The following is a 13,166-nucleotide window of genomic DNA, read 5'->3' as shown; positions in this document are numbered from 1 at the left end:
AGTTGAGGTGTAACTTACGGATTAATCGCTACCTGCGCAATAACTTGCTGATCATTAAGTGCGATAACGCTCAGGGTATTTCCATCCAGCATGCCGTAGCTCGCAGGATATCCGCCTTTTGGGATGCTAACCGAGCCCGGATTAAAGTGATAAATCTCACCGCGTTTTTCCGCAACCGGAATATGAGTATGACCGTAAACCAGGACATCGCCAGCCGCGAGCGCCGGGAGATTATCCGGGCTAAAAAGATGCCCGTGGGTCAGGAACAGGCGGTGTTGTTCGAGCAGCACCTGCTGCCACGGCGCGGTAATGGGAAAATGCAGCAGCATCTGGTCCACTTCGCTGTCGCAGTTGCCGCGAACGGCGATGATGCGCGAGGCGTACGGGTTGAGCTTTTCCGCGACCTGCGCAGGGTCATAGCCTTCCGGCAGCGCGTTGCGCGGGCCGTGATTCAGCACGTCGCCCAAAATAATCAGCCACTGCGCACCGCTTTGTGCAAACAGGGAAAGGACACGCTCGGTTGCGGGCAGCGATCCATGGATATCCGACGCAAACATCAGTTTCATCAGTCACTCCTCGGTAAAACAGACTGCCCCCATCATACCTTATGCGTCTGGGCTTATCAGCCCGCGCGCTTAGCCGAGAGTGCCACATAGCGCTGCACGGAGGCACGCTGCCACTGAAACGCAGCATAATCCACCAGCAGCTGCGGCACCTCATCACCGTTGAGGATCAGGCGGTTTAGCATCAACGCCAGATCGGCGTCGGCAATGCACCACTCGCCAAAAAGATTCGGGTTGCCATGGGCAAGCAGCGAGGTGGCGGTTTCAATCAGTTTCTTCGCGCTTTCACGACCTTCAGCGCTGAGCGCTGGCTTTCTCACCCCGGCGAACACGACGTCCGTTGAGCGTTCCACGCGAATTGGCACCAGATCGCTACGCAGCCACGCCTGGATCTGCCGCGCCCGCGCGCGTTTTTGCAGATCGTGAGGATAGATACGTTCCCACTCCGGGGGGGCGAACCGATCTTCCAGATACTCATCGATCGCCGACGATTCGCTCAGGGCAAAACCATCAATTTCCAGTACCGGCACGCGTCGGGTCAGGTCGTAACCCTGCCACTGTGGTTTGAGATGTTCACCGCCGTCGAGATCAACGGTCTTCAGCGTAAAGGTGAGCCCTTTTTCGGCCAGCGCAACGTATACGCTCATGACATAGGGAGAATAAAAGTTCGCATCGGACCACAACGTGATGACGGGCTGGTTCATAACATCCTCATAGACTGATCGGTTTTTACTCAACATATAATCTCTTTGCCTCGCTGTCACTTGATGAAAACTCACGATTTACAACAACCACCTATACTCATTTGTCATGGCACCACTATTCGCATGGACAGGAGTTGAGAATGATCGACCTTTATTACGCCCCTACCCCAAACGGCCATAAGATCACCCTCTTTCTTGAAGAAGCCGAGCTGGATTACAGGATCATTCGTGTGGATATCAGCAAAGGCGAACAGTTCAGCCCTCTCTTTCTGGCTATTTCGCCGAATAATAAAATCCCGGCCATTATTGATAACCAGCCGGCGGACGGGGGCAGACCATTGAGCCTGTTTGAATCCGGTGAAATTTTGCTCTATCTGGCGGAGAAAACCGGCAAGCTGCTGAGCGGCGAACTGCGCGAGCGTCACCATACCCTGCAATGGCTTTTCTGGCAGGCAAGCGGGCTGGGCCCCATGCTGGGACAAAATCATCATTTTACCGCTTACGCCCCGCAGCCTATTCCTTACGCGATAGAACGCTATCAGGTTGAGACTCAACGGCTCTATGACGTTCTGAACCGTCGGCTGAAGAAAACGCCGTGGCTCGGGGGCGATCATTACAGTATTGCCGATATCGCCTGCTGGCCGTGGGTGAATACGCATGAAAAACACCGCATTGACCTGGCCGCTTACCCGGCGGTGAACAACTGGTTTGAGCGCATCCGGACCCGCCCGGCGACCGAGCGGGCGATGCAAAAAATCCAGCAAATTTAACCCGGTATGAGGCTGGGTGCCTGTGAAGCTCTCATGTATTATGGGCAGGAAATACTGACACGGAGAAGACCTGCAATGTCACAGCCAGACGCTATTATTCGCATAAAAAATTTACGCCTGCGTACCTTCATCGGCATCAAAGAGGAAGAGATCGCCAACCGTCAGGATATTGTCATTAATGTGGTAATTCACTACCCCGCAGACAAAGCGCGGGCCAGCGAAGACATCAACGACGCGCTGAACTACCGCACAATAACCAAAAACATCATCCAGTACGTTGAGAATAACCGCTTCTCTCTGCTGGAAAAATTAACTCAGGATGTGCTCGATATCGCACGCGAACATCACTGGGTCACTTATGCTGAAGTTGAGATCGATAAACTTCACGCCCTGCGCTATGCCGACTCCGTCTCCATGACGTTAAGCTGGCGGCGCCAGGCGTAAACCTGGAGGTTGTATGAAGATTTTGCTGACCGGCGGTACAGGCCTTATTGGTCGTCACCTCATTGCGCGTCTGCAGGCCATGCACCATGACATCACCGTGGTCACGCGCAGCCCGGAGAAAGCGCGCCAGGTGCTGGGGGCAGGTGTTGATATCTGGAAAAATCTGGCCGAGCAGCAAAATCTGGACGGCTTCGACGCCGTCATTAACCTCGCGGGTGAACCCATCGCCGATAAGCGCTGGACGGAAGAGCAAAAACAGCTGTTGTGCAGCAGCCGGTGGAACATCACCGAAAAGCTGGTCGAGCTGATCCGCAATAGCCACACGCCGCCTTCGGTGCTGATTTCGGGTTCCGCAGTGGGCTACTACGGCGATCTTGGCGAGGTGGTTGTAACCGAGGAAGAGCCGCCCCATAACGAGTTTACCCATAAGCTCTGCGCCCAGTGGGAGCGTATCGCCTGCGCTGCGCAGAGCGATCGGACCCGCGTCTGCCTGCTGCGGACCGGTGTCGTTCTCGCGCCGAAAGGCGGCATTCTGGCTAAGATGCTTCCCCCTTTCCGGCTCGGACTCGGTGGCCCCATCGGTAATGGTCGTCAGTACCTGGCCTGGATCCATATCGACGATATGGTCAACGGGATTCTCTGGCTGCTGGATAACGATCTGCGCGGGCCGTTCAATATGGTTGCGCCGTATCCGGTGCGCAATGAACAGTTTGCCCACGCGCTGGGGCATGCCCTGCACCGTCCGGCAATTTTGCGCGTGCCTGCGACGGTTATTCGCCTGATGATGGGTGAAGCGTCTGTTCTGGTATTAGGCGGGCAGCGGGCACTGCCCAAACGGCTGGAAGCGGCCGGGTTTGCGTTCCGCTGGTATGAATTAGAAGAGGCGCTGGGGGATGTGGTGCGGTGAATATGGTACAGTGACAGGCCGTGTTCCGAAGATATGGCGTAACAATGGCAACCATCACCACACCCCGGCTTTACCTCACCCCTTTCGAACCCACTGACTGGGCCTTCTTCCGCTCGCTGCGTGAAGATCGCGCCATCATGCGCTATATGGCCGCCATCGCCCCGGAAAAAGAGACCCGACGCGTGTTTGCCGCGCGACTCGCTGCTGCTCATGTGTTTGTTATTCGCGCCCGGGATGATGATACGCCGCTGGGCGATATCGGCCTGCAAATCAGCGCAGAGAATCGTGATGAGGCGGATATTGGCTATACGGTTGTGCCTGCCGCGCAGGGCAAAGGTATCGCCAGCGAAGCGCTGCGCGCGGTGTGTGATTATGCGTTCAACCAGACCGGCGTGAAAGCGATTAACGCGTATGTCCTGGCGGACAACGGCGGGTCGGTGCGGGTGCTGGAGAAAGTCGGGTTCGTGCGTACGCAGGTGCTGGAAAAGGCGTATGAGATTGACGGCGTGCGCTATGACGACTGGGTGTACAGGTTGGAGTGCGGTGCGGCCTGATGCCCTCACCTCGCCCCTCTCCCACAGGGAGAGGGGAAAGACAAAATCTACTTCAACGACCCCTTCAGGAACTGTTGCAAACGCGGGCTTTGCGGGTTCGCCAGCACTTCGTCCGGGTGCCCCTGCTCTTCAATTTTCCCCTGATGCAGGAAGATAACGTGGTTCGAGACGTTACGGGCGAAGCCCATCTCGTGCGTCACCACCACCATCGTTTTGCCCTCTTCGGCCAGCTTCTGCATGATGCGCAGCACTTCGCCAACGAGTTCGGGGTCCAGCGCGGAGGTCGGTTCGTCGAACAGCAGCACCTCGGGTTCCATCGCCAGCGCGCGTGCGATGGAGACACGCTGCTGCTGACCGCCGGAGAGATGCACCGGGTATTTCATCTGCTGGCGCTCGTCGATGCCCACTTTCGCCAGGTATTTCACCGCGCGCTCGCGAGCTTCATGCTTGCTCAGGCCCAGCACCTGAACCGGCGCTTCCATCACGTTCTCCAGCACCGTCATGTGGCTCCAGAGGTTGAAGTGCTGAAAAACCATCGTCAGGCGGGTACGCAGCAGGCGTAGCTGATTTTTATCCGCAACCTTCAGCTGTCCGTCTTTGTCACGGACCAGGTTAATATTCTGCCCGCTCACCACAATCGAGCCTTCGCTCGGCTTTTCGAGGAAGTTAATGCAGCGCAGGAAGGTACTTTTCCCCGAGCCGGATGAGCCGATGATACTGATTACGTCGCCAGCATTTGCCTGCAGCGACACCCCTTTCAGCACTTCATGTTCGCCGTAGCGTTTGTGCAAATCAATAACGTTTAATTTGTTCTCAGCCATCATCTTTCTCAGTGCGTCGAAGAAGGTTTTATATGCTGCAACCAGCGTTTTTCAGCCTTACGGAACAGGCTAATCAGAACATAAGAGATAATTAAATAGAGCACCGCCGCAATGCCAAACGCGGTAAACGGCTGATAGGTCGCGGAGTTAATATCGCGCGCGATTTTGAGCAAATCCGGCACCGTCGCGGTAAAGGCGAGCGCGGTGGAGTGCAGCATCAAAATCACTTCATTACTGTACGCCGGTAACGCAATACGCAGGGCCGACGGCAGAATGATGCAGCGATAAAGTTTCACCGAGGAAAAGCCGTACGCGCGCGCCGCTTCAATCTCACCGTAAGGGACAGAACGAATCGCCCCCGCGAAAATCTCGGTGGTGTAGGCGCAGGTGTTGAGCGTCAACGCCAGCACCGTACAGTTCAGACCGCTGCGGAAGAACGCATTCAGCATCTCAGTGCCTTTTACGATCTCAAGCGTATACATCCCCGAATAGAACACCAGCAGCTGCACGTACAGCGGCGTACCGCGAAATACGTAGGTGAACAGCCAGATCGGGAACTGGATGAATTTATTGTTCGACACGCGGCCAATGGCGAGAAACACCGCCAGAATACCGCCCATCACCACGGAGGAGATCAGCAGCCAGAGGGTAATCGCCACGCCGGTAAAGCGGTAGCCATCTGTCCACAGCAGCGATTTCCAGTATTCCTGAATAATCTCAATCACAGGTCAGCCCTCTTCACACCCACAGAGTAGCGACGCTCGAGAAGAAGCAGCACACCATTGGAGACGGTCGTAAAGACCAGATAGATCACGCCGCAGACCACCGCAAAGTAGAACGGCTCCCAGGTGCTCTTGCCCGCCAGCTGAGTCGCTTTCACGACGTCTTCCAGACCGAGCAGCGAGACCAGCGCCGTGGCTTTAAGGATAACCTGCCAGTTGTTGCCGATGCCCGGAAGCGCATAGCGCATCATGGCCGGGAACATAATCCGACGAAACGTTTGTGAAGAGGTAAAACCAAATGCGGTTGCCGCCTCAATGTGGCCTTTCGGCACGGCCATGTAGGCGCCGCGGAAGGTTTCGGTGAAGTAGGCGCCGTAGATAAAACCGAGGGTAATAATACCGGCCACCATCGGGTCGATATCAATTTGTCCCATGCCCATCGCGTCCGTTACGCTGTTCAGCGCAATCTGCAGACCGTAAAAGATAAGCAGCATCAGCACCAGATCGGGAACGCCGCGAATAAGCGTGGTGTAGCCTTCAAAGATCAGCGCCAGCGGTTTATTAGCCGAAAGCTTCGCCCCTGCGCCTGCCAGACCTATCAGCACCGCCAGCACCACGGAGCTGATAGCCAGCTCAAGGGTGACAAGCGCGCCCTGTAAAATAACGCCAGAAAATCCGTACAGCATACCGCGAGCCCTGTCGTATCGTGAGTGGTGGAACCGTGTCTTTTCCCCTCCCGCAGCGGGAGGGGCCGCACGTTATTTGACGGGGCGATTAGCCGCCGTAAACATTAAAATCAAAGTACTTTTTCGCCAGCTTGTCGTAGGTACCGTCAGCACGCATTTCAGCGAACGCTTTGTTCAGCGCCTCACGCAGCTCGTTGTCTTCTTTGCGCAGGCCCATACCGGTGCCCACACCAAACAACTTCACGTCCTTAATGGACGGGCCGCCAAACTTGTAATCTTTACCCACCGGCGTTTTCAGGAAGCCTTCGCTTGCCGCGACTTCATCCTGGAATGCCGCATCAATTCGGCCTGCCGTCAGGTCAGCGTAGATATTTTCCTGGCCCTGATAGGAGACGATTTCAATCCCCTTCGGCGCCCAGTGTTCGTTGCCGTAGGTTTCCTGCGTGGTGCCCTGCAGCACGCCGACGCGTTTGCCTTTTAGCGACTCCAGCGTTGGCTGAATGTCAGAAGCTTTAGCTACCACCAGACGTGAATCGGCCGCATAGAGTTTGTCGGTGAAGGCAATCTCCTGCTGGCGTTTTTCGGTGATGGAGAGCGAGGACATGATTACGTCGATTTTTTTCGCTTTCAGGGACGGGATCAGCGCATCCAGCGGGTTCTCAACGTAGGTACACTGTGCTTTGATGCGTTTGCACAGCTCGTTGGCCAGATCGATGTCAAAACCGACCAGTTCACCCTTTGAATTCTTCGATTCGAACGGCGCATAGGTTGGATCGGTACCAATTCGGATTTTCTGCGGAATGGCTGCGAATGCCGCGGTGGCGCTGGAAAAGGCCAGTACCAGAGATAGTGACAACACGAGTTTTTTCATATTTATCCTCAACAAACTGTCTTCATACGGGATTTTTACGACGACGGGGTGGTGCTAATGTGCCATTAATCCCCTCTGCCAGGCAAAGACTAATGCCCTTCAGGCGGGAATTTTTGCATTATAAATGCGTAAGTATGCACAAAGCGATCCAATACAGTGCATTTAATGCACTGTATTGGGTCAACCGCTCCCGCAACGCACCTCTCCGGTGCGTTACCGTCAGGTGTTATTCACCGTATACGTTGAAGTCGAAGTATTTCTTCGCCAGTTTGTCGTAAGTACCGTCTTTACGCAGCTCTGCAAAGGCTTTGTCGAAGGCGGCTTTCAGCTCGGTATCATCCTTACGCAGGCCAATACCGGTGCCGTCACCAAAGTACTTTTTGTCTTTTACAGACGGGCCAGCAAACGCGAATTCTTTGCCCGCAGGCTGCTTCAGGAAGCCTTCGCTCGCGGCGACTTCATCCTGGAATGCCGCATCCAGACGGCCTGCCGCCAGGTCAGAGTAAATCAGATCCTGGTTCTGGTAAGCCACCACGTCTACGCCCTTCTCACGCCAGTTAGCATTGGCATAGCCTTCCTGCGTCGAGCCCTGAAGCACGCCGACGTGTTTGCCCTTCAGAGAGTCGATGGTGGGCTTAATCGGGGAGCCTTTCGGCGCAATCAGGCGAGAATCCGCGGCGTAGAGCTTGTCAGAGAAGGCAATCTCCTGCTGACGTTTTTCGGTGATGGAGAGAGAAGAGATAATGGCGTCAATTTTCTTGGCTTTCAGCGACGGGATTAACGCGTCAAAGTCGCTGCCCACCCATGTGCATTTCACCGCAATGCGCTTGCACATTTCATTACCCAGATCGATATCAAACCCTACGAAATCACCTTTCGCATCCTTGGAAGAGAATGGCGCGTAGGTTGCGTCTGTACCGATACGAACCGTCTGTGGAAGCGCTGCGTAGCTACCTGCTGCCGCACTTAACCCCACGAGCAAAGACAGAGCCAGAACCGTCTTCTTCATACATTTACCCTCAAGTACCGTGATTTTATTATGTATTGTGTTGTGTGTTGTGTTGCAGGCTTCATCTTGCAGGTCTTATGCCACATTGCCGTCTGGTCAAAACTTCGACGTTAAATATGTTAATAAAACGTTGCGATATTGCCTTAATGGTGAAAGATAGCAGGTCTGCCGAACGAACCGGAAAGAGAAAAAGGGAAAAAACGAATTAAATGTCGAGGATATGATCGCCGTTGCATAATTGCCCTGAAACAGGGCAACTTGTCTTTTCATGCACCTGTTTTGTGCACAGATTCAGGCACCCTGCCAGCGGGTGAAGAGATCGTCGGGCAGGTTGATGTCAAACTGATCCAGCACGCGGTTAACGGTCTGATTAATCACGTCATCCAGCGAGGTCGGGCGATGATAGAACGCGGGTACCGGCGGCATGATGACAGCCCCCAGCTCCGCAGCCTGCGTCATTAAGCGCAGATGGCCCAGGTGCAGCGGCGTTTCCCGCACGCACAGCACCAGGGGACGCCGCTCCTTCAGCACCACATCCGCCGCGCGCGTCACCAGGGTGTCCGTATAGCTGTTCACAATGCCGGAGAGCGTTTTAATTGAACAGGGCAGGATAACCATGCCGGCCGTTTTAAACGAGCCTGAGGAGATGCTGGCAGCGATATCACGGGCATCGTGAACGACATCCGCCAGCGCCTGAACATCGCGCAGGGAAAGATCGGTTTCCAGAGAGAGGGTCTGCCGCGCCGCCTGGCTCATCACCAGATGGGTTTCGACGTCCGCCACGCTACGCAGAACCTGTAACAAACGTACGCCGTAAATCGCGCCGCTGGCGCCGCTGAGCCCAACAATGAGTCGTTTCATGATTTTCGCCCTTACTGATTTCAGGGCAGACTGTGCAGGATTTTGCGGGGAGTTGCAAGTGAGGGCATTCGCCCTCACCTGCCGGAGTATCAACCTTCGTTGTGCATCTCTAAGCTTTCGAGATCGTTCTGCAGCTGGACGGCTTTGGCGTCGTCGTTGCGCAGTGAATCAAGATAGTCGAGGTACTGCTGGTCAACGTCTTTGGTCACGTAAATACCGTTGAACACGGAGCATTCAAACTGCTGAATTTCCGGATTCTCGGCACGCACCGCGTCGATGAGATCGTTCAGATCCTGGAAAATGAGGCCGTCGGCACCGATGATCTGGCGAATTTCATCCACTTCACGGCCGTGAGCGATCAGCTCGTTGGCGGTTGGCATATCGATGCCGTACACGTTCGGGAAGCGAATCTCCGGCGCAGCAGAGGCCAGGTAAACTTTCTTCGCACCCGCTTCGCGCGCCATCTCGATAATCTGCTCAGAGGTGGTGCCGCGAACGATGGAGTCATCCACCAGCAGAACGTTCTTGTCGCGGAACTCCGCGCGGTTGGCATTCAGCTTGCGGCGCACGGACTTACGGCGCAGATGCTGCCCCGGCATGATAAACGTGCGGCCAACGTAGCGGTTCTTCACGAAGCCCTGACGGTATGGCTTGTCCAGAATGCGGGCGATCTCCAGCGCGATATCGCAGGAGGTCTCCGGGATAGGAATAACCACGTCGATGTCGAGATCGTCCCACTCGCGGGCAATCTTCTCGCCCAGCTTCGTGCCCATGTTGACGCGCGCGCTGTAGACGGAAATCTTGTCGATGAAGGAATCCGGGCGGGCGAAGTAAACGTATTCAAACAGGCACGGGTTGCTGACCGGGTTATCGGCACACTGGCGGGTAAACAGCTGGCCCTTCTCGGTGATATAGACCGCTTCGCCCGGCGCAACGTCGCGCAGGAATTCGAAGCCCAGGGTATCCAGCGCCACGCTCTCAGAGGCAACCATATATTCGGTACGGCCATCGCCGAGGTCGCGCTTGCCGAGCACCAGGGGACGAATGCCGTTTGGATCGCGGAAAGCTACCATGCCGTGACCGATAATCATCGCCACGCAGGCGTACGCGCCGCGGATCTGACGGTTTGTCGCGGCAATCGCGGCAAAGATGTTGTCTGCTTCCAGCGGATAGTGACGGAAGTTATCCAGCTCGCTGGCGAACACATTGAGCAGGATTTCAGAATCAGAGGTGGTGTTAATGTGGCGACGTTTCTCTTCGAACAGCTTTTTACGCAGCTCATGTGCGTTCGTCAGGTTGCCGTTATGGGCAAGGGTGATGCCGTACGGTGAGTTGACGTAGAAAGGCTGTGCCTCGGAGGCGCTGGAACTGCCAGCAGTAGGATAACGAACGTGACCGATCCCCATATTACCTTGCAGACGCTGCATATGGCGGGCTTCAAACACATCGTTTACCAGGCCATTCGCCTTGCGTAAACGGAAACAGTTGTTTGCATCAATGGTGATGATACCCGCAGCATCCTGCCCACGGTGCTGAAGCACCGTTAACGCGTCATAAATCGACTGGTTTACCGGCATGAAACCGGCGATACCGACAATACCGCACATTCGTCTTTTCCTCGTTAAGCCACATCTCAGGGTTTATGCCCTGGGCAAAAAACTCGACGAGCTTTGCAGATAGTCAAAGAACCATCTGATGATGAAGCTGAACTCTGGAATGAGCTGCGATTTCTGCCAGTCTTCGCTTTTGGAGAACCCGGTGAAGGTATCCAGGAAGAACAGGATCGCGGCCACAATCAGCACGCCTCGCAACGCTCCGAAACAGATCCCGAGCACCCTGTCCGTTCCTGACAGACCGGTTTTCTCGACCAGCTGACCTATCACGTAATTCACGATAGCGCCGACAATCAGCGTTGCGATAAACAGCACCGCGATGGCAATTCCGTTTCGGACCAGTTCATCTTCAAAGCCCGTGAACCAGACAGACAGGTAAGTGTAGTAATGACTGGCGACAAAGAAAGCACAACCCCAAGTCACCAGCGATAACGCTTCACGAACAAAGCCACGGATCAGGCTAACCAGACAGGAAAAACCAATCACCGCTATGATGGCGTAATCAATCCAGACCATATGTGTCCCACGATTTAACGCCCTGTCATCCAGTTCGGGGCGAATTCTAACAGAAAAAGAAAACGTTTGCGTAGGGATTTCCTTCCCGCGCGTAAATAAAAAAGGCGCTGAAAAAATGTTCAACGCCGTGGCTTATCGCCTCTCTCTTAAAGGAGCAGGTCGTACTTAGTTTGCGCTGTAACCCATCACCACACCGCTCAGGCCGGAGATCTGCTTCAACTCACCCAGCGACCCTTTCAGTTTGTCTTTAGACGCTTCTGGCCCCACGAGGATACGGGTAATTTTACCCTGCACCGGCGTGGAAGGTGAAGTGTAAACACGGTATCCCGCACTTCTCAGTTTGCTCACGACCTCGTTGACTTTGTCGGCGTTTTTCAGCGCACCGAGCTGCACCACGTAGGCTTTACCCGTTGGGGCAGCAGCGTCCTGCTGCGCCGGTTTTGCTGGCGGTGGGGTTTCTGACGCCGCGGCGAGCTGTTCTGCCGTTTTATCGCGCTGCGGTTTCGGCTGCGGCTTCTCAACCGGCTTCGGTTTTTCAACCGGTTTAGGCTGCTCTACCGGCACCGGATCGATATCGCTGCTGCTCGCTGCCGCCAGGCGAGACGGATCGAGCGACGGTGCTGCGGCATCGCCCGCGCGCACCTCTTCCGCCGCGCCTTCCGGTGGCTGAGCAGGCAGCGCCTGCGTCGCCGCGGGCAGCATATCCGGCTCATCGCGGTCACCCGGTTTAGGCACCAGCGGAATAGCGGCAAACTCATCCTGATAATGCTTTTTCTGCCCGTCGAGCAGCCCGGGAAGAATAATCACCCCGAGCGCGACCAGCACAATGGTTCCTGTTAAACGGTTCTGAAACTTACTCGCCACCGGTTCTCCCCGCGTCCATCACTTCCATGACATGTGCCACCGTGTGGAATGAACCACACACCAGCACGGTATCTTCTGGTTTAGCATCCGCCATCGCGGCATGCCAGGCCTGAGCCACGCTACTGTAGATTGCGCCTTTGCCGAGATGTTCCATCAGCTGCTCGGCCGTCGCGCCGCGCGGCCCCTCCAGAGGAGCACAATACCAGCTATCGACCACACTCTCCATGCAGGCCAGCGTCCCGCCGATATCTTTATCATGAAGCATACCGATAACCGCCAGCACGCGCCCGGTTTTTGGTAACGATTTGAGACGTCCCGCGAGATACGCCGCCGCATGCGGGTTATGCGCCACGTCCAGAATCAGGCGCGGTGACTCGCTGACAATCTGGAAACGCCCGGGCAGAATTGCGCTCTGAATGCCGTTGCGGATTGCCTGCTCGCTCACCACCAATCCGCTGGCGCGCAGTGCCGCCAGCGCGGTGGCCGCGTTCGGCTGCGGAACCTGCGGCAACGGCAAGTTATCCAGTGCCCCCTGCGCGTCGCTAAAGCGCCAGCCGTTGTTCTGAACCTCATACTGCCAGTCAACGCCGCGGCGCAGCAGACGCGCGCCCTTCTCGTTTGCTACGTCAGCAATAGTGTGCGGCATATCCGGCTCGCCGACCACGGCGGGTTTATTTGCCCGGAAAATACCGGCCTTCTCGCGGCCAATGCTTTCACGATCCGGCCCCAGCCAGTCGATATGATCCAGCGCGATGCTGGTGACCACCGCCACATCTGCATCCACGATATTGGTTGCATCAAGACGCCCGCCGAGGCCAACCTCAAGGATCACCACATCCAGCTGCGCCTGTTTAAACAGCCACAGGGCCGACAGGGTGCCGTATTCAAAATAGGTTAATGAGATCTCACCGCGCGCGGCTTCAATTTCCGCGAACGACGCCGTATGCGCGGATTCCGGCAGTTCGCGATTTTGCACGCGAACCCGCTCGGTGTAGCGGACCAGGTGTGGAGAGCTATAAACGCCTACCCTGTAACCGGCCGCCATCAGGACGGACTCCAGCGTGCGGCAGGTCGTGCCTTTACCGTTGGTCCCTGCGACGGTGAACACGAAAGGTGCCGGTTTGAGCACATCTAGACGCGTGGCAACCTGGCTCACCCGTTCAAGCCCCATATCGATGGTTTTACTGTGCAGGTTTTCCAGATAAGAAAGCCACGCGGCCAGGGGCGACGTGGCTTGGGGAATGCTTTTATTTTCCATAAT

16 protein-coding genes are annotated in these 13,166 nt (G+C 55.7%); 4 read left to right on the top strand and 12 right to left on the bottom strand.

Translation table 11 applies throughout. The annotated features are described in order from the left end of the window. Positions 1–14 precede the first annotated feature (14 nt). Complete coding sequence (gene yfcE, locus UR504_RS13970) at positions 15–566, bottom strand: phosphodiesterase (protein ID WP_302235941.1); 552 nt, start codon at positions 564–566, stop codon at positions 15–17. A gap of 56 nt (positions 567–622) precedes the next feature. Further along, positions 623–1,267, bottom strand: a complete 645-nt coding sequence (yfcF, locus tag UR504_RS13965; protein ID WP_302235943.1) for a glutathione transferase — start codon at positions 1,265–1,267, stop codon at positions 623–625. A 140-nt stretch (positions 1,268–1,407) separates the two neighbouring features. Here yfcF and yfcG point away from each other — a divergent pair, with 140 nt between their 5' ends. The 4 genes from yfcG (at position 1,408) to UR504_RS13945 (ending at position 3,942) form a co-directional block, all read left to right on the top strand. Next, the gene (gene yfcG, locus UR504_RS13960; protein WP_023312554.1) at positions 1,408–2,037 is read left to right on the top strand and encodes a GSH-dependent disulfide bond oxidoreductase; all 630 of its coding nucleotides are present in this window, start codon (positions 1,408–1,410) and stop codon (positions 2,035–2,037) included. A gap of 75 nt (positions 2,038–2,112) precedes the next feature. Beyond that, positions 2,113–2,481: a dihydroneopterin triphosphate 2'-epimerase gene (gene folX, locus UR504_RS13955; RefSeq protein ID WP_023312555.1), complete on the top strand. Its 369-nt coding sequence runs from the start codon at positions 2,113–2,115 to the stop codon at positions 2,479–2,481. A 13-nt stretch (positions 2,482–2,494) separates the two neighbouring features. Further along, entirely contained in the window at positions 2,495–3,388 is an 894-nt protein-coding gene (locus UR504_RS13950; protein WP_302235945.1) for a TIGR01777 family oxidoreductase, read from the top strand. A 44-nt stretch (positions 3,389–3,432) separates the two neighbouring features. Continuing rightward, positions 3,433–3,942 (top strand): GNAT family N-acetyltransferase, encoded by a 510-nt coding sequence (locus tag UR504_RS13945; RefSeq protein WP_302235947.1) that lies wholly within the window; start codon positions 3,433–3,435, stop codon positions 3,940–3,942. A gap of 47 nt (positions 3,943–3,989) precedes the next feature. Here the strand turns inward: UR504_RS13945 and hisP are convergent, their stop codons facing one another. The 10 genes from hisP to folC all read right to left on the bottom strand — a co-directional run bounded on the left by hisP (position 3,990) and on the right by folC (position 13,163). Further along, positions 3,990–4,763 (bottom strand): histidine ABC transporter ATP-binding protein HisP, encoded by a 774-nt coding sequence (gene hisP, locus UR504_RS13940; protein WP_014832781.1) that lies wholly within the window; start codon positions 4,761–4,763, stop codon positions 3,990–3,992. Between the two features lie 8 nt (positions 4,764–4,771). Then, the gene (locus tag UR504_RS13935; protein ID WP_008502590.1) at positions 4,772–5,488 is read right to left on the bottom strand and encodes an ABC transporter permease; all 717 of its coding nucleotides are present in this window, start codon (positions 5,486–5,488) and stop codon (positions 4,772–4,774) included. Beyond that, entirely contained in the window at positions 5,485–6,171 is a 687-nt protein-coding gene (locus UR504_RS13930; RefSeq protein WP_014832782.1) for a histidine ABC transporter permease HisQ, read from the bottom strand. Before UR504_RS13930 ends, UR504_RS13935 begins: the two co-directional genes overlap by 4 nt. 88 nt (positions 6,172–6,259) lie before the next feature. Further along, positions 6,260–7,042, bottom strand: a complete 783-nt coding sequence (hisJ, locus tag UR504_RS13925; protein ID WP_023336423.1) for a histidine ABC transporter substrate-binding protein HisJ — start codon at positions 7,040–7,042, stop codon at positions 6,260–6,262. Positions 7,043–7,268: 226 nt separating this feature from the next. Continuing rightward, positions 7,269–8,051 carry a lysine/arginine/ornithine ABC transporter substrate-binding protein ArgT gene (argT, locus tag UR504_RS13920; protein WP_023616063.1) on the bottom strand — a complete coding sequence of 261 codons (783 nt, stop codon included), beginning with the start codon at positions 8,049–8,051 and terminating at the stop codon, positions 7,269–7,271. 291 nt (positions 8,052–8,342) lie between these two features. After that, entirely contained in the window at positions 8,343–8,912 is a 570-nt protein-coding gene (locus UR504_RS13915; protein WP_248193785.1) for a UbiX family flavin prenyltransferase, read from the bottom strand. Positions 8,913–9,001: 89 nt separating this feature from the next. Continuing rightward, positions 9,002–10,519 (bottom strand): amidophosphoribosyltransferase, encoded by a 1,518-nt coding sequence (gene purF, locus UR504_RS13910; RefSeq protein WP_021241570.1) that lies wholly within the window; start codon positions 10,517–10,519, stop codon positions 9,002–9,004. 33 nt (positions 10,520–10,552) lie between these two features. Continuing rightward, positions 10,553–11,041, bottom strand: coding sequence for a colicin V production protein (gene cvpA, locus UR504_RS13905; RefSeq protein ID WP_000262116.1), 489 nt, complete (start codon positions 11,039–11,041; stop codon positions 10,553–10,555). A gap of 165 nt (positions 11,042–11,206) precedes the next feature. Continuing rightward, positions 11,207–11,905, bottom strand: coding sequence for a cell division protein DedD (dedD, locus tag UR504_RS13900; RefSeq protein WP_111965258.1), 699 nt, complete (start codon positions 11,903–11,905; stop codon positions 11,207–11,209). Next, positions 11,895–13,163, bottom strand: coding sequence for a bifunctional tetrahydrofolate synthase/dihydrofolate synthase (gene folC, locus UR504_RS13895; protein WP_274240441.1), 1,269 nt, complete (start codon positions 13,161–13,163; stop codon positions 11,895–11,897). Before folC ends, dedD begins: the two co-directional genes overlap by 11 nt. Positions 13,164–13,166: the final 3 nt, after the last annotated feature.

It is taken from the genome of Enterobacter sp. 241F3, from assembly GCF_034106785.1.
Classification (GTDB): Bacteria; Pseudomonadota; Gammaproteobacteria; order Enterobacterales; family Enterobacteriaceae; genus Enterobacter; species Enterobacter vonholyi.
The sequence above is the reverse complement of the archived record's forward strand: the minus strand, read 5'-3'. Positions and strand labels throughout refer to the sequence as shown.

Coding starts and splice junctions, on each gene's coding strand:
- yfcE (WP_302235941.1), bottom strand. CDS start 566: ATGAAACTGATGTTTGCGTCGGATATCCATGGATCGCTGCCCGCAACC.
- yfcF (WP_302235943.1), bottom strand. CDS start 1,267: ATGAACCAGCCCGTCATCACGTTGTGGTCCGATGCGAACTTTTATTCT.
- yfcG (WP_023312554.1), top strand. CDS start 1,408: ATGATCGACCTTTATTACGCCCCTACCCCAAACGGCCATAAGATCACC.
- folX (WP_023312555.1), top strand. CDS start 2,113: ATGTCACAGCCAGACGCTATTATTCGCATAAAAAATTTACGCCTGCGT.
- UR504_RS13950 (WP_302235945.1), top strand. CDS start 2,495: ATGAAGATTTTGCTGACCGGCGGTACAGGCCTTATTGGTCGTCACCTC.
- UR504_RS13945 (WP_302235947.1), top strand. CDS start 3,433: ATGGCAACCATCACCACACCCCGGCTTTACCTCACCCCTTTCGAACCC.
- hisP (WP_014832781.1), bottom strand. CDS start 4,763: ATGGCTGAGAACAAATTAAACGTTATTGATTTGCACAAACGCTACGGC.
- UR504_RS13930 (WP_014832782.1), bottom strand. CDS start 6,171: ATGCTGTACGGATTTTCTGGCGTTATTTTACAGGGCGCGCTTGTCACC.
- hisJ (WP_023336423.1), bottom strand. CDS start 7,042: ATGAAAAAACTCGTGTTGTCACTATCTCTGGTACTGGCCTTTTCCAGC.
- argT (WP_023616063.1), bottom strand. CDS start 8,051: ATGAAGAAGACGGTTCTGGCTCTGTCTTTGCTCGTGGGGTTAAGTGCG.
- UR504_RS13915 (WP_248193785.1), bottom strand. CDS start 8,912: ATGAAACGACTCATTGTTGGGCTCAGCGGCGCCAGCGGCGCGATTTAC.
- purF (WP_021241570.1), bottom strand. CDS start 10,519: ATGTGCGGTATTGTCGGTATCGCCGGTTTCATGCCGGTAAACCAGTCG.
- cvpA (WP_000262116.1), bottom strand. CDS start 11,041: ATGGTCTGGATTGATTACGCCATCATAGCGGTGATTGGTTTTTCCTGT.
- folC (WP_274240441.1), bottom strand. CDS start 13,163: ATGGAAAATAAAAGCATTCCCCAAGCCACGTCGCCCCTGGCCGCGTGG.